Source organism: Candidatus Methylobacter oryzae (assembly GCF_003994235.2).
In the GTDB taxonomy this organism is placed as follows: Bacteria; Pseudomonadota; Gammaproteobacteria; order Methylococcales; family Methylomonadaceae; genus Methylobacter_A; species Methylobacter_A oryzae.
This window is the reverse complement of the sequence record NZ_RYFG02000089.1, coordinates 19,208-41,496: the sequence shown is the minus strand read 5'-3', so window position 1 is coordinate 41,496 and position 22,289 is coordinate 19,208. Positions and strand designations below refer to the sequence as shown.

17 protein-coding genes and 1 pseudogene are annotated in these 22,289 nt (G+C 48.7%); 11 read left to right on the top strand and 7 right to left on the bottom strand.

Translation table 11 applies throughout. The annotated features are described in order from the left end of the window. Positions 1 to 104 precede the first annotated feature (104 nt). Complete coding sequence (locus tag EKO24_RS23680; protein ID WP_127030685.1) at positions 105 to 1,676, top strand: type I restriction endonuclease subunit R, EcoR124 family; 1,572 nt, start codon at positions 105 to 107, stop codon at positions 1,674 to 1,676. Between the two features lie 107 nt (positions 1,677 to 1,783). Here the strand turns inward: EKO24_RS23680 and EKO24_RS09990 are convergent, their stop codons facing one another. From EKO24_RS09990 to EKO24_RS09975, 4 genes are all read right to left on the bottom strand, one after another. After that, positions 1,784 to 4,294, bottom strand: a complete 2,511-nt coding sequence (locus EKO24_RS09990) for a glycogen/starch/alpha-glucan phosphorylase (RefSeq protein WP_127030686.1) — start codon at positions 4,292 to 4,294, stop codon at positions 1,784 to 1,786. Between the two features lie 63 nt (positions 4,295 to 4,357). Beyond that, a complete protein-coding gene (locus EKO24_RS09985) occupies positions 4,358 to 5,110 on the bottom strand; it encodes a ParA family protein (RefSeq protein ID WP_127030687.1) in 753 nt (250 codons plus the stop codon). A 104-nt stretch (positions 5,111 to 5,214) separates the two neighbouring features. Beyond that, positions 5,215 to 7,074: a diguanylate cyclase gene (locus tag EKO24_RS09980; protein WP_127030688.1), complete on the bottom strand. Its 1,860-nt coding sequence runs from the start codon at positions 7,072 to 7,074 to the stop codon at positions 5,215 to 5,217. Next, entirely contained in the window at positions 7,064 to 10,669 is a 3,606-nt protein-coding gene (locus EKO24_RS09975) for a response regulator (protein ID WP_143733209.1), read from the bottom strand. The genes EKO24_RS09980 and EKO24_RS09975 overlap by 11 nt, the downstream gene beginning before the upstream one ends. Positions 10,670 to 11,207: 538 nt before the next feature. On the opposite strand from EKO24_RS09975, the gene hemL reads away from it, so the two are divergent. From hemL to EKO24_RS09945, 6 genes are all read left to right on the top strand, one after another. Continuing rightward, on the top strand, positions 11,208 to 12,488 hold the full coding sequence (gene hemL / locus EKO24_RS09970; RefSeq protein ID WP_127030134.1) for a glutamate-1-semialdehyde 2,1-aminomutase: 1,281 nt from the start codon (positions 11,208 to 11,210) through the stop codon (positions 12,486 to 12,488). Between the two features lie 233 nt (positions 12,489 to 12,721). Further along, positions 12,722 to 13,123 carry a nucleotidyltransferase substrate binding protein gene (locus EKO24_RS09965; protein ID WP_127030135.1) on the top strand — a complete coding sequence of 134 codons (402 nt, stop codon included), beginning with the start codon at positions 12,722 to 12,724 and terminating at the stop codon, positions 13,121 to 13,123. After that, positions 13,120 to 13,431 carry a nucleotidyltransferase family protein gene (locus tag EKO24_RS09960; RefSeq protein ID WP_127030136.1) on the top strand — a complete coding sequence of 104 codons (312 nt, stop codon included), beginning with the start codon at positions 13,120 to 13,122 and terminating at the stop codon, positions 13,429 to 13,431. Before EKO24_RS09965 ends, EKO24_RS09960 begins: the two co-directional genes overlap by 4 nt. Before the next feature lie 5 nt (positions 13,432 to 13,436). Beyond that, positions 13,437 to 14,759, top strand: coding sequence for a DNA recombination protein RmuC (locus EKO24_RS09955; RefSeq protein WP_127030137.1), 1,323 nt, complete (start codon positions 13,437 to 13,439; stop codon positions 14,757 to 14,759). 419 nt (positions 14,760 to 15,178) lie between these two features. Beyond that, the gene (purE, locus tag EKO24_RS09950; RefSeq protein WP_127030138.1) at positions 15,179 to 15,679 is read left to right on the top strand and encodes a 5-(carboxyamino)imidazole ribonucleotide mutase; all 501 of its coding nucleotides are present in this window, start codon (positions 15,179 to 15,181) and stop codon (positions 15,677 to 15,679) included. After that, on the top strand, positions 15,676 to 16,770 hold the full coding sequence (locus EKO24_RS09945) for a 5-(carboxyamino)imidazole ribonucleotide synthase (protein ID WP_127030139.1): 1,095 nt from the start codon (positions 15,676 to 15,678) through the stop codon (positions 16,768 to 16,770). Before purE ends, EKO24_RS09945 begins: the two co-directional genes overlap by 4 nt. A 175-nt stretch (positions 16,771 to 16,945) precedes the next feature. Here EKO24_RS09945 and EKO24_RS09940 read toward each other — a convergent pair whose 3' ends face one another. Continuing rightward, complete coding sequence (locus EKO24_RS09940) at positions 16,946 to 17,473, bottom strand: helix-turn-helix transcriptional regulator (protein ID WP_127030140.1); 528 nt, start codon at positions 17,471 to 17,473, stop codon at positions 16,946 to 16,948. Between the two features lie 101 nt (positions 17,474 to 17,574). Between EKO24_RS09940 and EKO24_RS09935 the strand changes: the two genes are divergently transcribed. From EKO24_RS09935 to lgt, 4 genes and pseudogenes are all read left to right on the top strand, one after another. Beyond that, positions 17,575 to 18,213, top strand: coding sequence for a cytochrome b/b6 domain-containing protein (locus tag EKO24_RS09935; protein ID WP_127030141.1), 639 nt, complete (start codon positions 17,575 to 17,577; stop codon positions 18,211 to 18,213). A 390-nt stretch (positions 18,214 to 18,603) separates the two neighbouring features. Continuing rightward, the gene (locus tag EKO24_RS09930) at positions 18,604 to 18,882 is read left to right on the top strand and encodes an Lpp/OprI family alanine-zipper lipoprotein (protein ID WP_127030142.1); all 279 of its coding nucleotides are present in this window, start codon (positions 18,604 to 18,606) and stop codon (positions 18,880 to 18,882) included. A gap of 377 nt (positions 18,883 to 19,259) precedes the next feature. Beyond that, positions 19,260 to 19,460, top strand: a pseudogene (locus tag EKO24_RS09925) (septal ring lytic transglycosylase RlpA family protein); the annotation flags it as partial. Between the two features lie 305 nt (positions 19,461 to 19,765). Next, positions 19,766 to 20,554 (top strand): prolipoprotein diacylglyceryl transferase, encoded by a 789-nt coding sequence (gene lgt, locus EKO24_RS09920; RefSeq protein WP_127030144.1) that lies wholly within the window; start codon positions 19,766 to 19,768, stop codon positions 20,552 to 20,554. 74 nt (positions 20,555 to 20,628) lie between these two features. Here lgt and EKO24_RS09915 read toward each other — a convergent pair whose 3' ends face one another. Further along, positions 20,629 to 21,336, bottom strand: coding sequence for an oxygen-binding di-iron domain-containing protein (locus tag EKO24_RS09915; protein WP_127030145.1), 708 nt, complete (start codon positions 21,334 to 21,336; stop codon positions 20,629 to 20,631). An 81-nt stretch (positions 21,337 to 21,417) separates the two neighbouring features. Continuing rightward, complete coding sequence (locus EKO24_RS09910; protein ID WP_127030146.1) at positions 21,418 to 22,014, bottom strand: DUF6875 domain-containing protein; 597 nt, start codon at positions 22,012 to 22,014, stop codon at positions 21,418 to 21,420. Positions 22,015 to 22,289 lie beyond the last annotated feature (275 nt).

Genomic DNA, 22,289 nt, shown 5'->3' with positions numbered 1-22,289 from the left:
TGAGGTTATCGCCACGTTCATCACCGGCTTTATGCCGGGCAAAGACCAGCTCAATCCACAATATTAACCAGCGGTCAATGCGTAACTTCTAGTTTTATCAAAAGATTACCGACATTTACGCCACCGCTCTGGACTATGATGTCACGGCCATCGCTACCAAGCGGTTCTTTGCAACCGTGCAAAACAAATTGCACTGGGCAATTCACGGGCAAACCGCCGCCGAAGTGGTTTACACCCGCGCCGATGCCGAAAAAGCCAACATGGGCTTAACCTCATGGAAAGATGCCCCCCAAGGCAAGATTCAGAAATTTGATGTCAGCATTGCCAAAAATTACCTAAGCAACGAAGAAAGCTTTGAACTCACGGCCATGGAGAGCAGCGCTAAAGAGTTTTTAAGTGCGGCCATTGCTGACTATAACGCGTTGTTTAAAACCAATTACGGCGTTGATAGCAATGCGTTTCAAAACTATTACCGCGACCTTGCGCTGCGCGTGAAGAATCAGGAAATTGATTTATTGATTGTGGTGGGCATGTTTTTAACAGGCTTTGATGCGCCCACGTTGAACACCTTATTTGTGGATAAAAACCTGCGCTACCACGGCTTGATACAAGCCTATTCACGCACCAATCGTATTTATGATGCGACCAAGACGTTTGGCAATATCGTTACCTTCCGCGATTTAGAAAAAGCTACCATTGATGCTATTACCTTGTTTGGTGACAAGAACACTAAAAACGTGGTGCTGGAGAAAAGCTACAAAGAATATATGCAAGGCTTTACCGATGTGGCAACAGGCGAAGCACGGCGCGGCTATATGGACGTGGTGGCGGAATTACAACAGCGCTTTTCTAATCCTGATGAGATTATTACGGAAAAAGATAAAAAAGACTTCGCTAAATTGTTTGGCGAATATTTGCGTGTCGAGAATGTGCTGCAAAACTACGACGAATTTGCTGGCTTAAAAGCCTTGCAAAGCTTGGATATGACCGACCCGGCAGCTGTGGAGGCGTTTAAAGCGAAGCACTATTTAAGCGATGATGACTTGATTGCTATGCAAGCGATTAAGATACCGGCCGAGCGCACCATTCAAGATTACCGTTCAACCTATAACGATATTCGCGATTGGCTTCGTCGTGAAAAATCCGCCAACGAGAAAGCCGCCTCCACCATTGATTGGGATGATGTGGTATTTGAGGTGGATCTGCTTAAATCACAAGAGATTAATCTGGATTACATTTTGGAGTTGATTTTTGAGCACAATAAAAAGCTTAAAGATAAAGCGACCTTGGTTGATGAGGTGCGCCGTTTAATTCGTGCTAGCGTTGGCAATCGTGCCAAAGAAAGTTTGCTGGTTGATTTTATTAACCAAACCAACTTGGACAACATTCTCGACAAACCCGGCATTATTGAGGCTTTTTTTACCTATGCGCAAGCTGAACAACAGCGTGAAGCGGAAGAATTAATTAGTGCTGAAAACCTGAATGCGGAAGCGGCTAAGCGTTATATTGCTGCATCGTTAAAACGAGAATATGCCAGTGAAAATGGCACTGAACTCAATGCAATTCTTCCCAAAATGAGCCCGCTTAATCCGCAATACTTAACTAAAAAACAAAGTGTTTTCCAAAAAATTGCCGCTTTTGTTGAGAAGTTTAAAGGCGTGGGTGGGCAGGTTTGAACTAATGTCGTTAAGTTAAGCCTGCCATGAGCTTGCCGAATGGGGCTCAGCCCGAACGGCTTGACGACCGAAAATAGTGATTTCGAGAAGTTATTTTTAACCAAATCCTAAGGATATTGCACCGGCACCGGTTCCAGCTTCCAGATGTCCCGGTTATAGTCGTTGATCGTTCTGTCCGTGGAAAATTTGCCGCTGTTTGCGCAATTCAATATGCTCATCCGGGTCCAATGATCCTTATCCTGATAGGCCGTTTCGACGCGTTTTTGCGCATCGATATAACTCCTGAAATCGGCAATTGTCATCCACGGATCGTACTTGCTTTTAATCGATGCGATAAGCTCGTCGAAGATGCCCGGTTCAAACTGGTTAAAATGCCCGCTTTCGAGCAGGTTCATGACCCGTTGCAAGTCTTCGTCCTGGTCAATGATCGCAACAGGATCGTAATGCTGCCGCCTTGCTTCGATCTGTTCTTCGGTTAGGCCGAACAGGAAGAAATTCTCATCGCCGACTTCTTCCCTTATTTCAATATTGGCGCCGTCCAGCGTGCCGATAGTTAACGCGCCGTTCATCATCAGTTTCATATTACCGGTACCGGACGCCTCTTTCCCGGCAGTGGAAATCTGCTCGGAAAGGTCCGCCGCAGGGCAAATCATTTCCATGCCCGAAACCCGGTAATCGGGCAGAAAAAACAGCGTCAATTTGTCGCCGACGTCGGGGTCCGAATTAACGACCTTAGCGACATTATTAATTAATTTAATCGTTCTTTTTGCCATTGCATAACCCGGCGCCGCCTTGCCGCCGATCAATACGCACCGCGCCACCCAATTCTGCGTTTCGTCGCGTTTAATGCGGTCGTAAAGATGGATCACGTGCAGTACATTTAAAATCTGCCGCTTGTATTCGTGGATGCGTTTAACCTGTACGTCAAACAATGCTTCGGGACTCAAATCAGTCCCTTCTTGTTGCTGCCGTTTGTATTCCGCCAAGCGCTGCTTTGCGCGCTGTTTTATCTCTCGCCAACGGTTCCTGAACCCGGCATCTTCGGCGTAAGGCTCCAGTTTTTTTAAATCATCCAAATGGGTTATCCAGCCGTCGCCAATGGTTTCGGTTATCAACGCGGCTAATTCCGGATTACACGAAGCCAACCAGCGACGCGGGGTTACGCCGTTGGTTTTATTATTGAACTTGTACGGCCATAATTCATAAAAATCGCGGAATAAGCCTTGCTGTAATAGCTGGGAATGCAGTTGCGCAACGCCGTTGACCGAAAAACTGCCGACGATAGCCAGATAAGCCATGCGTACCTGCTGTTCCGTGCCTTCCTCGATAATCGACATCCGGCTCAAGCGTGCCCTGTCGCCGGGCCAACGCGCGGCAACTTCCGACATAAAATGAGCATTGATTTCAAAGATAATTTCCATCAATCGCGGCAACAATCTTCGCATCAGTTGGACCGGCCATTTTTCCAGCGCTTCAGGCAGCAGGGTATGATTAGTATAAGCCATGGTTTGTCCGGTAATTCCCCAGGCTGCCGTCCATGACAGGCCGTGTACATCCATTAGCAGGCGCATCAATTCGGCAATGGCGATGCTCGGATGGGTATCGTTTAACTGGAAACAGTTTTTCTTCGCGAAGTTGCTGAAATCATGGCCGTGCTGTCTGATCCAATGCGCGATAACGTCCTGCAAACTCGCCGAGGCCAGGAAATATTGTTGGCGCAGCCTCAATTCCTTGCCGTTTTCGTTCGCGTCATTCGGATACAGCACCATCGTGATGTGCTCCGCGGTCACTTTTGCGGCGACCGATTCGGCATAACCGCCGGCGTTGAACTCATCCAGGTTAAATTCCTCGGTCGCGACGGCTTTCCATAAGCGCAAGATGTTGACGGTGTTGTTTTTAAACCCCGGTATCGGCGTGTCAAAAGGCACGGCCAGCACATCGTTGGTGCTGATCCAGCAAACCCGCTGCCTGCCTTGTTCATCGGTCTGTATTTCGGTATGGCCGCCGAGTTTGACGCGTAACGAATATTCCAGCCGCTCAACTTCCCATACATTGCCGTAGCGCAGCCAGTGATCCGGCTTTTCAATTTGCTCGCCATTGACGATCGTTTGCGTAAACATGCCGTATTCGTAACGCAAACCGTAACCGACGACCGGCAATTGCAAGGTCGCGCAACTGTCGATGAAACAGGCGGCCAGACGCCCCAAGCCGCCGTTGCCGAGGCCGGCATCGAGTTCCCTGTCGACCAGCTCTTCGATCACAATGCCTAATTCATGCATGGCCCGGGTCACTTCATCGGTTACGCCCAGATTCAGCATCGCATTGCTCAAGGTCCTGCCCATCAAGAATTCCATTGAAAGGTAATACAAGCGCCTGCTGTCCATTTTGTTATAGGTTTTATGCGTGGTTTTCCAGCGTTCCATCAGCCGGTCGCGTATGGCTAACGACAGTGCTTCACAAGCATAGAAAGGCGATGAACGGAAATTCTCGTCACGGCCCAATGAATGAACATAATACTGTTTAAAGTCATCGATAAAATCCTCTTTCGTTACGCCCAGCGTTGCGACATCTGTTATTGAAGATTTGGGCTTGCTCAAAATAAATCGTTTATTAGGCATAGGTTTCTCCAAGAGGTTGATGCAAAAAAGGTATTAACTCAAGCGATGTTCCATTGTTGTCTGTTATAGATGATCGGTCATGCGGACCAGAATTTCCTGCCACAACGCATTATAAGCGATTGTCGACGGGCTTTTTTTGATATAGCCGCCCAGCGGCATGCGCTCCAATCCCATCCGCTCAATATCGCTCGCGCACGGGATCGCTGCCGTTAAAATCTCAGGGTGCGTTTGCAGCAAATTCTCCATGATGTCGCGATGCATTTTTTTACGCCGGTCGACCATCGAGAAAAAAGGGATCAGCGTCAATTTCTTCAAGTCATTATCGTTGATGAATTTTTCCAATTGCTCAAGCGTTCTTAACGACAAAGTGGTGGGAATTATCGGCGATAACAAAATATCGGCCGCCTCAAAAACGGCCTCGGATAATAATGAAATGTTGGGAGGGCAATCCAGGAAAATAAAATCGTACTCGTCCGCCAACGGCTTCAGCAGTTTTTTGAGTTGTTGCGTCGGTTTTTTCTTGGCATCCAAAACCAGGTCCAGATTCCTGAACGAAAAATCGGCCGGCAATAAATCCAGGTTTTCAAAATCGGTGCCTTTAATCAGGTCGTCCAGTTCGCGTTTGCCGGCGATTAAATCTTTGCTGCCGCCTTTGATCTTCGGCTTGATCCGAAAATAGTAACTGCTGGCTCCCTGCGGGTCGAGATCCCAAATCAAGGTACGATAACCGTTGCGGGCGGCTGTGTAGGCCAGGTTAACCGCGCTTGAAGTCTTACCGACACCTCCCTTGATGCTATAAATAGCTAATACATTCATTGCATGATCTCGTATTGATACGGATAAAGTTGAAACACGGTAAGCGCAACCGCTGCTATTGGCAGAGCGTTCCAGCCGAACCGATAGCAAGCCTCATCGTCAGGCTAATTCTGTGAAGCAAGCCTGACGCCGTTGCGCTTGCCCTGTTTGACAAGATACAGCGCATCATCCGCCCATTTGATCAAGTCTTTCCAGCTCGGCTTGGCGCCCACGGCCCCTGCCACGCCAATGCTGACCGTAACCGGATAACGCAACGCCAATCCTTTCGGCTGAGCTTTTTCAATAGACCGGCGGATGCGTTCAGCCAATAACATCGCCGTAGCACTGTCAGTATTCGGGGCGATAACCAGAAACTCTTCGCCGCCTAACCGGCACACGATATCATTAGTGCGCGCAGTCGCTCGCATCAAGCCGGCCGCGTGGACCAGCACTTGGTCGCCGACATCGTGCCCCAAGGTGTCATTGACCGATTTAAAATGATCCAGATCCACCATTAAAACGCTCAAGGCTTGATTCGCGCGTAACGCCGTCGCCGATTCCTGTTCCAGACGGTTCAATGCATAGCGCCGATTAGGCAAACCGGTCAGAACGTCCGTGTTTGCCATAGACTTAAGACGGCGATTAGCTGCCGCCAACTCCGCCGTATAGCGCTGGATATCCCGGCTCTCTTTCTCCAGCTCGTTTTGCAACATGATGATGCGTTGCGCTGCACGCAGGCGAGCCAGCAACACACGCAAACTGATCGGTTTAGTTACATAATCGTCAATACCGGCATCGAAAGCTTCAACCAACGCATCCTCGTCTTCGGTAGAGGTCAGCATGATTAGATAGATATTTTTGCTGAACGACGATGCCCGCAATGCTTTACAAAGCGCTAGTCCATCCATCGGTTTCATCCGCCAGTCGGTTATCACCAATTGAGGTCCGCACTCAATCACATGTTTTAATGCGGATTCGCCATTACGGCATACCGCGACCCGATTTCCGGATGCTACAAGCTGCTTGGAAAGCCGCGCCAGCATCATCGGGTCGTCGTCGACCAGCAATATATCCAGGCCGGGTAGCGCCGGTTCCAGGGCCGTGTCCGGTTTTAGCAAAGACTGGCGTACATCGGTTTTTACATCGATTAATTTTCCCCACTCGTGCCAAACCTCAATGGCGTTATCTACAAACGCGAGCAGCGCTTGCTCGTCCATTTCGTGCAGGCCGGCTTCAGCTATTAAATCCGGCAGTAATACTGTTCGCTGGACATCGTCGCTTACGCAATACTCGCCGATCAGGCGGGCAAGAACCAGTTGTCTGGCGAACTGGTCGGTTCGGCTAATTCCCGCTACCTTCATTTCAAAACTGAGCCTCAACGCGTCCAGAAATATCGCCGGAAATCCCCAGTCCTCCAACAGCATCAAAGTCAACGCATTATGGTCGATTGCAAAACGCTCGCGCTCTAAAGCAAGAAGCTGCTTACCCTCTGCTTTTCCAAGACATTCCCCGTAAACCTCAGACCATGCGGTTGCCAAAGCAAGGCTGCCTATATCGGCAAGCAGGCCGATCGTGAACGATTCCTCCGGGACGACGGTGCGCTCCCGTGCGGTAATCGCCGCGATAGCCACCGACATTGCCAAGGACCGCGACCAGTAAATCTCGTAATTAAAAGCCGGGCAATGGCCCTTGCCGTTGTCGCTGATCAGCGACAGACTCAGCGCGAAATTGCGCACTGCCTGCATGCCCATCATCATGACTGCCGATTGCACATCGGCAATCGGACGCCGTGCGCCAAAAGCGGCCGAATTAGCAAAACGCAGGATACGCCCGCTGAGAGCGGGATCAACTTTAACCAACTGGCTGACCTGCTGCGCGGTGGCGTCTTTTTGCTGCACAAGCTGCATGATAGCCAATGCCGTTCCCGAAGGGGAAGGCAATCGTTCGGTGGCTTTTAGTTCATTAAGATTGAATTCAGTGTTCATTGATTTTGCTTGTTCTGTTTAACAGATTGCCGACTAACTCCATCGTGGCCTGATTTAGCTCATCGGCCATCACCTGAAAGTCGGCATCTACGCTGCCGTTGCGGGCTGAGTGCTCCAGTTTTACCGCAAGGTTGATTATTTTTTCAGCGCAAAAATGTCCGGCCATGCCTTTAATCGCATGAGCCGCATCGGCCAGTGCAAGAAAATCGGACTCGGACAGCGCCGATTTCAGCTCGGATAATTGTACAGGGGCCTCTTCCAGGAATAAATCCATCATCTCGATCAGTAAATCATAGTCGCCATCCAGCCGCTTAAGTGCAGCGGCTTCGTCCCAATAAACCGCTGCCTTATCGTCAGCACTACTGACCGAACGGAACACTTCGTTTGCAATGGTATTATCCTGCGCGACGGACGTACTTTCAGGAACCGACGGCAAGCCCATCCAGCGTTCCAGAACCACGGCCAAATCGGCTCGATTTACAGGTTTGCTGAGATAATCATCCATGCCTGCGGCTAAGCATTTTTCGCGCTCACCCGTAGACGCATGTGCGGTCAATGCGGTTACCGGAGTATGCGTTTCGCCGCTTTCCCGTTCGCGCAAAATACGCGTGGCTTCATAGCCGTCCATGACCGGCATTTGGCAGTCCATAAACACCAGGTCGTACGTTTGACAATCCAAACGATCCAACGCGGCCAGCCCATTATTGGCCAAGTCGGGCTTAAGCTGGAATTTAGCCAGCTGCGCCATTATCACTTTCTGGTTAACCTTGTTATCTTCCACGACCAACACGCGCTTATCGCTGTAATCGGGCAAGATTTCTTTTACCTGGTTTACAGGCGCTAATGTTTGATACGGAAACGACAATGCAGCGATAATTGCATCGAAAAGCTGCGATTGCCGTACCGGTTTCAACAGACTTTGCATAAATCCCGTTGCCAGTCTTTCGGATTCGGTGCCTATAGAGCCCGAAGATAAGAGAATACGCGGCGTATCCGCAATAATGGCTTTCCGGGCAATAGCTTGAGCCAGCGCAAAACCGTCCATGTCCGGCATTTGCATATCCGACAACAGCAAATCATAAGGTTCATTTCGTAAGGCTGCGGCTTCAAGTTCAATAAGCGCCGCCGGCCCGCAATCCGTTTCAGTTGAAGAAAATCCCCAATTGCTTAAGTAATGCGTCAAAATTATACGGTTGGTAGCATTGTCATCGACTATCAAGACCCGCTTGCCGGTGAAATTTGCCGGCGGAACCGGAGCCTCACTCTCCACTTGCGTCAATGGCAGGGTAAACCAAAAGTTTGCCCCCTGTCCCTCGGCACTTTCTACGCCAATGCTGCCATTCATAAGCACAACCAGATCCTTGCTGATCGACAGGCCAAGCCCGGTACCGCCATAACGCCGCGAAGTCGAGCTGTCGGCCTGCGAGAATGCCTGGAACAAGCGCGCTTGCGTCTCGGCGCTGATGCCGATGCCGGTATCGATAACATCAAAACGCAATGCCTCTACAGAGGGTGTGCCGGGAACAGTTGCCGACGACTGCATGGATGCAGGAGATACGATCCCATGGATGGGGGAGGTAGAATCACGTCTGGAACAGTGATCGGGAGCAACGCAAGGAGCAGTTGCCGAGACTTTCACCGAAACTTCACCCTGCTCGGTAAATTTAACCGCATTACCGATCAGGTTAGTCAACACTTGCCGTATGCGCGTCGGGTCGCCTTGCCAACGCTGCGGCAGATTCGGCGGCAAAAAGCAGTTTAATTCCAAACCCTTGCCGTGAGCGCGGCTAGACAGCAGCGCGCAAACTTCTTCCACTAAATCGGGCAGGTTAAATTCGATCCGCTCCAACTCTATCTTGCCCGCCTCCAGTTTGGAGAAATCCAGAATATCGTTAATGATGGTTAACAGGGATTCTGCAGAGTGCGCGGCAATATCGATCAAATCCCATTGTTCACGAGACAATTGAGTATCCTGCAACAGATCAAGCATGCCCAATACGCCGTTCATCGGCGTGCGAATTTCATGACTCATATTAGCCAGGAACTCCGTCTTGGTTTGCGCTGCTTGCAAAGCCGCATCCCGAGCGGCTTCCAGCGAAGCATTGGCCTGATATTGAAGTATCGCCAGCGCTATCATGTCGCCGACTTCCTTCAGCATCGCAATACGGGCTTCGCTATGCACAGGATAAGGATCGGTAAATATAAATAAGACACCGAGGATTTCCTCGCCCGACGCAATAGGCACTGCGTAATGTCCGTGAGCCCGCTGTTCATCGCAACAACACTGATCGGCAACGACAAGCTTCTTTGAAACAGCAACCTGGCCGCATAAACCGTCGCCAAAAGCGACCCGATGCCTCCCAACCCCATTGGCATCAAGACTTACAAAACTTTCCAGATAGTCTTCATTCTGATGCCGTAGGAATATGCCGCCCTTGTGTTGCAAATCAAAGGCCTTCAGGTTGAAAAGAATATCCAGCACCTGAACGAAACGCTGTTCCAGCGGCAGGGATTGATGCAGCGCCTCCGAGATTGCCAGCCGCGCGGCAGTATCGTCGCTTTCGATTTGCAACGCCGCTTCCTGCTCGACCTGATCGGTCACATCGTGCTGAATCTGCACATACCCGGACAGCGCGCCGTTTGCAGTCAGAATCGGCGTAATATTGGTTTTGGCCCAATATTCGAGCTTATCGTCGGAAACTTGCTCCACGCATTCCAACGCACTGCGTCGACGGCATTTCAGCCGGCCCGACCAGGCTTCGCAACAATGCAGCCGGCTTTGCAACTCGGCCAGGATTTGTTGATCGGCGTCAGGACTGTCCAGTACCGAAGGTTTTTGCCCCATCAACGCATGTTCGTCCCAGCCTGTGAACAAACAAAGAGCCGGGTTCGCATACTGAATGAAGCCCTCGGCATTGGTGATCAGAATCATCTCGCTGCTGGCGTCCAGCCCGCGCTTCAGCGCCGCCAGTTTGAGTTCATCCGCTTTGCGTTCGGTAATATCCCGGCGTATCGAAATATATTGTTCGGGCTTGCCGAGCTTGTCCAACACAGGCGCGATAGTGCTATCCACCCAGTACAACTCTCCATCCTTACGGCGGTTGCAAAATTCCCCCCGCCACGCCTGCCCGCTGGTAATGGTGCTCCACATGTTACGGATGTAATCGCGGTCGTGATGGCCGGAGTTAACAATGCGGTGGTCCTGTCCAAGCAACTCAGTCTGTTCATAACCGGAGACTTTGCAGAACATGTCGTTTGCGTAGACAATGCGGCCCTGCACATCGGCAATACTCACCAGGACATGATTCTCCAAAGCCTTCAGCAGTTCTCTATTGGTTGACCGTCTTTCCCGGACAATCTGTAAAACCAAAGGGCGTATTACCAATAGCCACAGCAGCGGGGCGGTCAGCATTGCCAGCAAAATAACGTCCAGAACAATATTTTGTACGGGCGATAAGACCATCCCCGATTGCTGGGCCGCATGAAGCAATAACATTACCAGCGCTTCGGAAACACTGACAACCAGAATAACAACGCTTAACGACCGGAGAAAATTACGCTTTGAATGTTGCGACGGCGACAATGGTGTTGACATAAATCTCTTCTGACATCAGTTATCTGTGGTATTAAGCGAAGAATAATAATCTTATTATTAAGGTACTGCCATTTTTTTCAGGACGCGAAGTTCATTCTTTTAGCCTGAATAAGCATGCTAAAAACGCTATAAACGATAGAAACAGCCGTTTCAACGAGCAACCGGTCCATTCCGCAGCTTAGCTTTAAAAGCTTTATTTGTAACTATTCAGCCACAGATTGACACAGATGCATACGGATTAAAGCTGAGTTGAGCGGCTTTCCTGCCCAACGAAACTTATGCCCTTTGGATATTAAAGAGCGAGACAAAAGGCGAAAGACAAAGGTCCTGTCGACGCCGATTTTTTTTGCCTTTTGCCCTGTGCCTTTCGCCTTATCCATTTAATCCGTGGCTGAATAGTTACCTTTATTTTTCATAAGCGTTAACGATAAACTTTCAATCCAGGCAAACTTATCCTATCCTTGTAAGCCTTAAATTCAATCTACTCCATGCCTGCGCCTGTTAGGCTTGCGGCAACCATCCTTGGCAATAAAAAATCATGACAGAAGCGAGCGCGTTATTTTCCGATGCAAAACTTGTAATTCCAGGCGGCGTCAATTCGCCGGTACGCTCTTTTAGCGGCGTGGGCGGCACGCCGGTTTTTATCGACCGTGCCCAAGGCGCTTATATTTACGACAGTTTAGGCAAGCGTTATATCGATTACGTCGGCTCATGGGGGCCGATGATTTTGGGCCACGCCCATCCGGACGTTATTACAGCGGTTAAGCAAACTGCCGAAAAAGGCCTGAGTTTCGGCGCGCCGACCGAAATTGAAACGCTAATGGCGAAAAAAATCTGCGAACTGTTGCCGTCTATCGATATGGTCAGAATGGTCAGCTCCGGCACCGAAGCGACGATGAGCGCAATCCGTCTGGCCCGCGGTTACGCCGGCCGGGATAAAATCGTTAAGTTCGAAGGCTGCTATCACGGCCATTCCGACTCATTATTGGTCAAGGCCGGTTCCGGCGCATTGACGTTCGGCGTACCCAGCTCTCCCGGCGTACCGGCTGCCGTTGCCGAGAACACGATCACGCTGGCCTACAACGATAGCGAAGCGGTCAAAGCCCTGTTTGCCGAACTGGGCGAACAAATCGCCTGCATTATCGTCGAGCCGGTTGCCGGCAACATGAATTGCATTCCGCCTGAGCCCGGCTTCCTGGAATGTTTGCGCCAAGTTTGCGATCAATATAATAGTGTGTTGATCTTCGATGAAGTAATGACCGGTTTCCGCGTCGGATTGACCGGCGCGCAAGGCTATTACAACGTCAAGCCCGATTTGACGACCTTGGGCAAAGTCATCGGCGGCGGCATGCCGGTCGGCGCTTTCGGCGGCTCGCGCAAAATCATGGAACATCTTGCGCCGTTAGGCCCCGTGTACCAGGCCGGTACGTTGTCCGGCAACCCGGTTGCAATGGCCGCCGGTTTGAAAACGCTGGAATTGATCACCGAACCCGGTTTTTATCAAGCATTGACGGGGAAAACCGAAAAACTGGTTTCGGACTTGAAACAACGCGCCGGCCTGGCCGGTATCGCATTGACGACCAACAGCGTCGGCGGCATGTTCGGGCTGTTTTTCACGGCCGAGCAACAAGTCAGCCGCTTCGCCCAGGTCATGAATTGCGACCAAAACCTGTTCAAACGCTTTTTCCACGCGATGCTGGAGCAAGGCGTTTATCTAGCTCCTTCCGCATTCGAAGCCGGCTTTGTTTCGGCTGCGCATAGCGATGAAGATTTGGAAAGAACCTTGGATATTGCGGAAGCCGTATTCAAGAGTTTGTAATTTTGTAACTGGTCAGCGTATGTTCAATAGAACACGGATGACACAGATTAAACGGATAAACACGGATTTAAAGCTGAATTGAGTGGCTCGTCCGCTCAAACCCTAATTATGACCTTTGGGTATAAAAAACCAAACAAATCGAAGGCGAGCTAAAAATCCGTGTCAATCCATCTCTATCCGTGTTCTATCTTCTATATGCTGAACAGTTTTACGTAATTTTTAGATTAATAACCATGACTGACGATATTCGCTGGCAACAACGTTTCCATAATTACGAAAAAGCCTTTTTATTGCTGGAACGCGGGCTATCCATTACAACGCCAACCGAAATTGAGCGCGGCGGCATCATCCAGTTCTATAAAATGGCTTTTAAACTGGCATGGAAATGCATGAAAGATTATCTGGAGTATCAAGGCTACACCGTTAATTCGCCAAGAGATGCGATAAAACTGGCTTTTCAGGCCAATATTCTGGCTGACGGCCAGCTGTGGATCGATGCATTGAGCGATACAAACCTGAACACTCATACGTATGAAGAAATCAGGGCCATCGAAGTGGTCGACAAAATCAAGTCCGACTATTTCCCGGCTTTACAGCAATTGCATCGCCGTATGAGTATCGAGCTGGAGCGATGAATACAGGATTGAGCCGTAGCGATATAAAACTTATCGCAACCGCGATTCAACAATTCCCTGAAATTGAAAACGCGGTTATTTTCGGTTCCCGCGCCAGAGGCACATACCGTAAAGCATCCGATGTCGACTTGGCGGTAAAAGGCTCAGCCGTCACCGGCAAAACGATTCAACAGTTACATTTCTTACTCAATGAAGAATTGCCTTTGCCGTATTTTTTTGACGTCGTGCATTATGAGGCACTTGGAAACCCACTGTTTGTAACGCATATCGATAGCGTCGGAAAATTGCTCGCCCCGTTTGCTAATTAGTCAACATGAGCTTTATCAGTAATATACCACCTTTGATTTGGGCTTTTACCGGCTTCCTGGTTGGCGCATTGGCAATGCGCCTGCTAAGCGGCAAAGATAAAAACCTGATTCGCCAACTCTCAACCGGCCAGGCTGTTTTAGAAGAAAAACTCAAGCAATTTCAAAACCGCGAAGCCGAATTCAAGCAATTGCAGCAGCTATTTATCGAGACCAAAACCCACAATGCCGAGTTGCAAACCCGCATCGACGAACAGGCGAAAAATACCGAGGAAAAATTAAAATTATTGCTGGATGCGGAAGTGCGCCTGAATACCCAGTTTGAAAACCTGGCCGGCAAGATTTTCGACGACCGCAGCAAACAATTCACCGAACACCATAAAACCAGCCTAGATCACATCGTCTCGCCGTTGCGCGAACAGCTGGGCGAATTCAAGCAACGCATAGAAACGGTTTACGATAACGAGAACAAAGACCGTATTTCCCTGCGCGAGGAAATCGTCTCATTGAGGCGCGATACCGCGCAAATGAACCAGGAAGCGCTGAACCTGACCCGCGCGCTAAAAGGCGATAAAAAAGCCCAAGGCAACTGGGGCGAAATGATCCTTGAAAAAGTGCTGGAAAAATCGGGACTGCGCAAAGGCATCGAATACGAAACGCAAGGCGCGTTCCGGGATGAAGATAACCGGCTGTTCAAACCGGACGTAATTGTTCGCCTGCCGGAAAACAAGGATGTCGTTATCGATTCCAAAGTATCCCTGCTGGCTTACGAACGTTATTGCTCGACCGAAGACGACCAGGAGCGGACGCTGTCGTTAAAGCAGCATACCGACGCGGTCCGGGAACATATCAAAGGGCTCAGCAACAAGAACTATTCGGACTTAAAAGGCTTGAGATCGCTGGATTTTGTATTGTTATTCATGCCAATTGAAGCGGCCTTCATTGCCGCATTTCAAGCCGACGAGCGTTTGTTTACCGACGCTTTCGAACATAAAATCGTTGTCGTTACCCCAACCACCTTGCTGGCGACGCTACGCACGATAGAAAATATCTGGCGCTATGAACGCCAGAACGAAAATGCCCGTGCGATTGCCGATAAAGCCGGCCTGGTTTACGACAAAATACGCGGCTTTGTCGACGACCTGGACAAACTGGGCAAGCAGTTAAGCACCGTCAACAGCACCTATGACGGCGTGATGAATAAATTGACCCAGGGCAACGGCAACCTGATCCGCCAAGCCGGCAGCTTCGTCGAGCTGGGCGTTAAAGTCAAAAAGGCTTTCCCGAAAAGTATTACCGATCAGGCAGGGTTGGATAACGATGAAAATTAGAAATTATTTATGCGCTTATTAACCGCGCCATTCCGGCAGGGATTGCCGGGATCCAGATGCCATGGATAGCAATTCCGAAGCCAACAATAAGTCTTACAAAATAAGAGTTGATTAGATAAATCAAGCGTTCACATCCCTGTGACCTGGATTCCGGCAATCCCTGCCGGAATGACGACTCTTAAAATACTTGTGTATAAAGATGAACATAGCTGCATTTATGCGATACTACGCGGCTTTGATTTTTGGATATAGAATCGTAGGCCGGAATAAGGCTTTCCCGAGCGTAGCGCAAGGAAAGCGTTTCCGGCTTGCTATGCAATATGCCGGAAACGCCTGTTTTCGCTCCCGCTCAAACAGACTTATTCCGGCCTACATGCTATTTAGACATTTATGATTACCTGCTTAATAAGGAGTAACAGATGACCGCATTGGTTGGCATCATCATGGGCTCGACGTCCGACTGGGAAACCATGCGCTTTGCTGCGGAAACCCTGGAGCGGCTCGGCATCCCTCACGAAGTTGAAGTCGTTTCGGCACACCGTACCCCGGATAAACTGTTCGATTATGCCGAAACAGCCGAAACCAAGGGCCTGGAAGTGATTATTGCCGGAGCGGGCGGAGCCGCGCATTTGCCCGGCATGACCGCCGCAAAAACCGCAGTGCCGGTATTGGGCGTACCGGTGCAGTCCAAAGCGCTAAACGGCATGGATTCTTTATTATCCATCGTGCAAATGCCCGCCGGTATTCCGGTCGGCACCTTGGCGATAGGCAAAGCCGGCGCAATCAACGCGGCCTTGCTGGCTGCGGCCATCATCAGTAACAAACATGTCCACTATAAGGACGCCTTAAACAAGTTCAGGAATGAGCAAACCGAATCGGTGCTTGCGCACTCAGATCCAAGACCGGGAGACGCATTATGAGAGTGGGTGTATTGGGCGCGGGCCAATTGGCCAGAATGATAGCTCTGGCGGGTGTGCCGTTGGGCTTGGAATTCGTGTTCCTGGACCCGTCCGCCGACGCCTGCGCGAATAGGTTGGGCGAGCCTTTAGTCGGCGATTACCGCGATCCGGCATTGCTGGCGCAATTGGCCGAGCGCGCCGACGTGGTCACTTACGAATTCGAGAACGTGCCGGCCAACGTTGCCGAATTTTTAGTCTCGCACACGCAAGTGCATCCTTGCCCTAAAGCCTTGGCAGTGGCCCAGGACCGTTTGTTCGAAAAAACCTTCTTCCACGACATCGGCATCCCGACGCCTGATTATGCAGCGATCGACAGCCTTGAAAACCTGGAACAGGCGATGACAACAATAGGCTATCCGGCCATCCTGAAAAGCCGCACCCAAGGCTACGACGGCAAAGGCCAATCGGTGCTGAAATCGCCCGACGACTTAAAACCGGCATGGGAACTGTTGCAGGGCGTGCCGTCCGTCGTCGAAGCGTTCGTGCCGTTCAAGCGCGAAGTGTCGATCATCGCCGTGCGCAGCGTATCCGGCGAAACGGTGTTCTATCCGCTATCGGAAAACCTGCATCGCGGCGGCATCCTGCGCGTATCCGAATGCCGAGCGAACGATCCGCTGCAACAACAAGCCGAAGACTACGTATCGCGCTTGCTGGAAGCGTTGGGTTACGTCGGCGTGCTGGCGCTGGAACTGTTCGACGTGAACGGCAAGCTGCTTGCCAACGAGTTTGCGCCGCGCGTGCACAACTCCGGCCATTGGACGATAGAAGGCGCGGAAACCAGCCAGTTCGAAAACCACTTGCGCGCGATCCTGGATTTGCCGCTGGGTTCGACCGCGCCGGTAGGCCATGCGGCGATGGTCAACTTCATCGGCGGCCTGCCTGCGACCGAAGACGTGCTGGCGATCCCGCATGCGCATCTGCATCTGTACGACAAAGCCCCGCGCAAAGGCCGCAAAGTGGCCCATGCAACGATACGGGCGGAAAACGCTGAACAATTATCGGAATCGGTTAAGAAACTGGCCGAGCTGGCCGATCAGGTTGACGATTCGTAGACGTTTGAGGAGTGAAGCGTGCAGCGCGCTTCACTTCGCTCGCCCCGCCCGGTAGAAACGTGCAATGTAAAAATGCAGCCTGCGACTGCTCTATAGCGGGGCCACCACATATATAAAAGGTCGCATAAGTTTTCGCGCTCAAATCTGGCGTATCAACGGAATTCACGCTTTACTCTTACTGACGTGGCAATAGTAAATCCTCCAGAAAAAAAGCGGACAGCTCGGTGCGTCCTGCCAGCCCGGATTTGCGGTAAATCGCCCGGGCCTGGTCGCGTACGGTACGCTCGCTTGCGTTACGCAGACCGGCAATTTCGCTAAAGCTGAGACCTTTTAACATCAGCATGCCGACTTCCGCTTCAGCCGGCGTTAGTTGCCAACTATCAAACTGCTTTTTAATTTGAGCCGCCAAACCCTCGATAAGCCCGCGATTCGCCTCGCGCCACTGTTGAGCTTGTTGATTGGCCAATGCCAAATCCTGCCTCAGCAAATTGATTTTGGATTGCGCAAATTGATGATAAAGCCGGCCGAAATAGACGATGCCAGCCAGAGAGAACGTCAGAATTAGCACTTCAGTGAGTAAATGCGTCCATGCAACGCCATCGCGATAGTCGCCAATAAAATCAAGTGTAATCAGCACAGAAACAAAAAGGCTGAGTGCAATAGCCCACTGTATAAACCGTTTATTATCGTTAATAAGTGCCATAGATAATCGCCTATACGTCGGATGACGGATGCCAAAGAAACCAGTTTAACGCAATATTTGGCTTAATTAATTTGTACCGGCAACGTATCAGGAAAAATAACATGACAAGTAATAAAAAAACCTTAACGGTATGGGATCCGTTAATTCGTATTGGACATTGGACTTTAGTAATTGCATTTTTTACAGCCTACTTTACCGAAGATGATTTTATGGCCCTGCATGTATGGGCAGGCTACGTCGTGGCAGCTTACGTGCTCGCGCGAATACTGTGGGGCCTTGTAGGCGGAAAGTATGCGCGTTTCAGTAATTTTATATATTCCCCGGTTAAGATTGTTGCATACCTGAAAAATCTGATAGCGTTCAAGCCGCAGCATTATATCGGCCATAACCCCGCCGGCGGTGCGATGGTGGTCGCCTTGTTACTCAGCTTGGCTGTAACTGCCTTGACCGGTTTGAAATTATACGCCGTAGAAAATAATAAAGGGCCGCTCGCCATATCGGCAACACAAGCCCGGACTGAAATACAACCGAGCAACCCTGCTCCTATCGACGAAAAAGAAGATAACAAGGAAGAAGGCGAAGAGTATTGGGAAGAGCTGCATGAGGTTTTCGCTAACCTGACGCTATTGCTAGTGTTTTTACACATTTCTGGCGTCGTCGTTTCCAGTTACATCGATAAAGAGAAACTGGTTAAAACCATGCTGACCGGAAAAAAAGACATCGACGACACCTACCTATAGCGATACAACACCGGGGAAACAGCCGCCTTCCCCCGGAGCCCCCAATGTCGTTAAGTTAAGCCGTTCGTGGTGAGCCCCATTCGACAAGCTCACGGCAGGCTTCGATAAATTCAGGAGAGCCCTGCGAACCATGAGCGGCTTAACGACTTGTTCCGCTCGCCCTTCGACAGGCTCAGGACGAACGGAACAAGTCTTAACTTAACGGCATTGCCGGTGCCCCTGAGTTATCCCCTTATCTTCATTTAATCTTAATTAAACCTACAGGTTTCCTTTCATGTTGTTTATGTAACCTTGACTCAGCCGTTGCGGTTTGTACGTAACGCCGGTTTCGAAAAATTAGGGAATGAATATTCTTTGATGGTAATAATCTTGAGTAAGGAAAAAAATAACATGAGAAAAGTAATAAAGTTAACCGTGATTGCCTTGGCTTTTAGTCTGGTTACGGCCTGCGCGAGTACTTCGGATATTGAAAATTTACAGTCGCAAGTTAACGGCCTGGATACTTCCGTGAAAAAAGCATCGGCCGATGCGGCCGATGCGCAAGCTACAGCTGCCGACGCGGCGGCAAAGTCAGCCGCTGCGGAAGCGGCCGCTAATCAAGCCTCCCAGTTATCTCAAGATGCCAATAGAAAACTGGATGGAAGATTCAGAAGATCAATGATGAAATAAGCTTTAGAACAGGAAATAGCACGGCGGCAAATTTGCCGCCGCACTATTTCCAACGATCCAGTCGTTAATGATTGCCACGTTAATGGAGGCACTCTCATCGGCTCCGAAAACCAGCCCGGATTGCAATAACCTCGGATTTATTCATCGTGTTAATATCAACAGATGCTGGAACGGGTCAGATAGGGACATACAAATTAACCATAAACGGAGAAGATAAAGCTGAGTTGAGCGGCGTGTCCGCTCAACCCCTACTTATGCCCTTTGGGTATAAGCCGTGATACGCAGGTCACACTTTTTTCATGATGCCAGGGATTATTCTCGCCCCGGATTGCTTGGTCTTGCCATGCCAGCAAGCGGCTTGATTAGCAGCTGCGCACAAGACCATACCGTTACCCAGTAAAGTACGCGTGACTAACTTGCATAATGGCCGGCCCGTTATTGTATTGGTCAATGATCGCGGCTCCTTCAAGAAAAACAAGCTGATTGATTTATCGCATGATGCGGCAAAAGAAATAGGACTGCATGGATTGGCCCAAGTAAAAGTCGAATATATCGGCAGCTCGGTTGATAACGATTAATGGCGATATTCGGCGGCCGCTTCCACTTCCTGCCCATATTACGCAACGCTGTAATTAATCCGCTCTTACTCAAGACATATCTTATTAGGCTGGTAGATGGAGCTAAAGATATAATAAGTAAACCCACGAGTTTGGATAATAACTATCAACCTGTGCCGTTAGGTGCTCGGAAGTTACTTAACGGCATGGTTCCGGATGCTTTCATTTTTATAACAAGATGACATATCCCGAGATAACAACACTAAAATTGAACAATAAATCATCCATTAATAGCCGCCTTTTCAAAAATCACTCATTCGACGATTATGCTGAATTTTCCCCAAATTGATCCCATTGCTTTAAGTTTAGGTCCGGTAAAGATTCATTGGTACGGCCTGATGTATTTAATCGGTTTTGCCGCGGTATGGTTTATAGGGCAAAAACGCGCCGAACAGCCCTGGTCGCCGATTAAGCCGGAAGCGATAGAAGACCTGGTAACTTACGGCGCATTCGGCGTCGTTTTGGGCGGTAGGATCGGCTATATCCTGTTTTATAACTTTTCCGGCTTCCTGAATAATCCGTTGGTACTGTTTAAGATATGGCAAGGCGGCATGTCTTTTCATGGCGGCATGTTGGGCGTTTTTGTCGCAATGTGGCTATTTTCCAAAAAGCAGCAATGCAGCCTATGGCAATTGACCGATATTATCGCGCCGTTAGCGCCTATCGGCTTGGGCGCCGGCCGTATCGGCAATTTTATCAATTCCGAATTATGGGGCAGGCCTACCGATGTGCCGTGGGCGATGGTGTTTCCTAACGGCGGCACGTTGGCTCGCCATCCTTCGCAATTGTACGAAGCTTTCTTGGAAGGCCTTGTACTGTTCGCAATCCTTTGGGTCTACTCAAGCAAACCTAGACCTGCTATGGCGACGACCGGCCTGGCGCTGTTTTTTTACGGCTGCTTCAGGTTTTTTATCGAGTTTTTCAGAATGCCGGATGCGCAAATAGGCTATTTGGCTTTAAATTGGTTGACGATGGGGCAGATACTGTCAACGCCGATGATCTTGATCGGTGCGGCGTTGTTTTATTTTGCGCATAAAAAACAGTCAAGCGTATAAGCTGAGTTACGGCCGCCAGCCTTAAGTTTTAACCGAATGGAGCCGGGTCACGGCGCCGTCACCGATTATTGATCCTAAACATCATTGAAATCCAGGTTTTTCAATGAATCGATATAAAGACCAATATGATTCGATAACCCTGACCCGTGCATTGGCAAAATAATTTCGATTTCATTTTCTTCTATTTTATTTAACGCATTAAGCAGATGGCTATGTGAAGGTAAGTAGTTGTCTTTTTTGATCGAATTAATGATTTCCGCCGTGCAGTCGTTTGTTTTTATACCGGTAAACTCACCGGCTTGTATAAACAAATCGGAAGAAAATAATATTTTCCGCTCAATCCAATAAACAACAAGGCTATCCCATTGGTGAACATGTTTTGTATGGATAAATTTTAAAGAGCATCCTGCGAAGACGGATATAACTTCATTGTCTTTTACCGGTTTAGCCTTTGCATCAAAAACATCGTTTAAACCAAATGCGCAAATAGGGTGAGCATAGATATTTACCTTTTTGTTGATTTGTAATATTTCAGGCACTGCTCCCATTTCATCGGCTTCGAAATGCGGTATGACTATGTTTTTTATATTTTCAGGTTGCAGCCCGGTAAATGCGATGTTTTTACATAGCTGATTAAAATCTTTCCTGAATCCTGTTTCTATAATTGTTATGCTTTGGTCCGGTGATACTAATATAAACTGGTTGAACGACAGCCCTAATTTATCTATATAAACAGAGTTCACATAGAGGTTATCTTTTATTGCATGTATTGTTGATGACATAAGATGAAATAGCGTTTAAAAATATATTAAAAATAATATCGGATGCTGGCTAACCGGCTGGTAAATGACTGTTATATTTAATCAAGGCGATCTCTTGCGCTCCATAAATTTTGTTAAAAAATCTTCTCCTTTTTTTTCGAATACCTGTAAATATTTTTCTATATAACTATTATCCGACATCAAAAAGGCAATATCGGTTATTGCCATGTTTCTAATAGCTAATAGACTAACAGGACTATCAAGCGGAAAGAAGTTATCATTCCATAAACCCTTTTCTCTGCATCCCGGATAAAACTGTCCAATCATCAAACCTTCCTTGACAAATACCGGCTTTAATTTGTTTTGTATCAGTTCGATTTTATTATATTCACTTTTATCAATATAAGGATAAGCATTTATTATCACTTTATAGTTTTCATTATTGATTTTTAATCCCTTGAATAATCTGATTTGACTGGTTATCTTCTTTATCTCGTCCTCTTGGTTCAGGTAAAAAGACTTTTCCAGCGAAAAATAGATACTATCTTTATCAATGGCTTCTTTTGTAAATGGGCAGACATCCCCCGTGCGTCCTAATGCGGGATGAGGGCTGCATAGAAATTCGTTTATCCAGTTTTTTGTAATTTTTAATTCTTCTTGATTGCTACTTTTCCATGACAGTAATTCAGGTTGGCTCATATTAGTTCTCGAGAGTATTCTCTAAGTTGAAAAATACTAGGCTTTGCATGAAATTCGTTTATGTGCTGAATGGAATGGTAATCAGCGAACTTTATGTAGGAATCTAAAATGGCTTTATCGATGCTTAATATTTATAATTAAAGCACTTGTTTATTCTGAAACAATTACCGGTATTATATTAACCATGATTTAACCAGTAGCTAATAATATGGCTTTGCGATAAATTATTTCTATTGGTACGAATACTGATAAGTAATAGCGACAATTGGTTTGTC

What these genes read in the sequence shown, in the direction of transcription:
- purE (WP_127030138.1), top strand. Translation starts at nt 15,179, where the DNA reads ATGACCGCATTGGTTGGCATCATCATGGGCTCGACGTCCGACTGGGAA.
- hemL (WP_127030134.1), top strand. Translation starts at nt 11,208, where the DNA reads ATGACAGAAGCGAGCGCGTTATTTTCCGATGCAAAACTTGTAATTCCA.
- EKO24_RS09960 (WP_127030136.1), top strand. Translation starts at nt 13,120, where the DNA reads ATGAATACAGGATTGAGCCGTAGCGATATAAAACTTATCGCAACCGCG.
- EKO24_RS09915 (WP_127030145.1), bottom strand. Translation starts at nt 21,336, where the DNA reads ATGTCATCAACAATACATGCAATAAAAGATAACCTCTATGTGAACTCT.
- EKO24_RS09945 (WP_127030139.1), top strand. Translation starts at nt 15,676, where the DNA reads ATGAGAGTGGGTGTATTGGGCGCGGGCCAATTGGCCAGAATGATAGCT.
- EKO24_RS09965 (WP_127030135.1), top strand. Translation starts at nt 12,722, where the DNA reads ATGACTGACGATATTCGCTGGCAACAACGTTTCCATAATTACGAAAAA.
- EKO24_RS09910 (WP_127030146.1), bottom strand. Translation starts at nt 22,014, where the DNA reads ATGAGCCAACCTGAATTACTGTCATGGAAAAGTAGCAATCAAGAAGAA.
- EKO24_RS09940 (WP_127030140.1), bottom strand. Translation starts at nt 17,473, where the DNA reads ATGGCACTTATTAACGATAATAAACGGTTTATACAGTGGGCTATTGCA.
- EKO24_RS09955 (WP_127030137.1), top strand. Translation starts at nt 13,437, where the DNA reads ATGAGCTTTATCAGTAATATACCACCTTTGATTTGGGCTTTTACCGGC.
- EKO24_RS09975 (WP_143733209.1), bottom strand. Translation starts at nt 10,669, where the DNA reads ATGTCAACACCATTGTCGCCGTCGCAACATTCAAAGCGTAATTTTCTC.
- EKO24_RS09990 (WP_127030686.1), bottom strand. Translation starts at nt 4,294, where the DNA reads ATGCCTAATAAACGATTTATTTTGAGCAAGCCCAAATCTTCAATAACA.
- lgt (WP_127030144.1), top strand. Translation starts at nt 19,766, where the DNA reads ATGCTGAATTTTCCCCAAATTGATCCCATTGCTTTAAGTTTAGGTCCG.
- EKO24_RS09985 (WP_127030687.1), bottom strand. Translation starts at nt 5,110, where the DNA reads ATGAATGTATTAGCTATTTATAGCATCAAGGGAGGTGTCGGTAAGACT.
- EKO24_RS09935 (WP_127030141.1), top strand. Translation starts at nt 17,575, where the DNA reads ATGACAAGTAATAAAAAAACCTTAACGGTATGGGATCCGTTAATTCGT.
- EKO24_RS09980 (WP_127030688.1), bottom strand. Translation starts at nt 7,074, where the DNA reads ATGAACACTGAATTCAATCTTAATGAACTAAAAGCCACCGAACGATTG.
- EKO24_RS09930 (WP_127030142.1), top strand. Translation starts at nt 18,604, where the DNA reads ATGAGAAAAGTAATAAAGTTAACCGTGATTGCCTTGGCTTTTAGTCTG.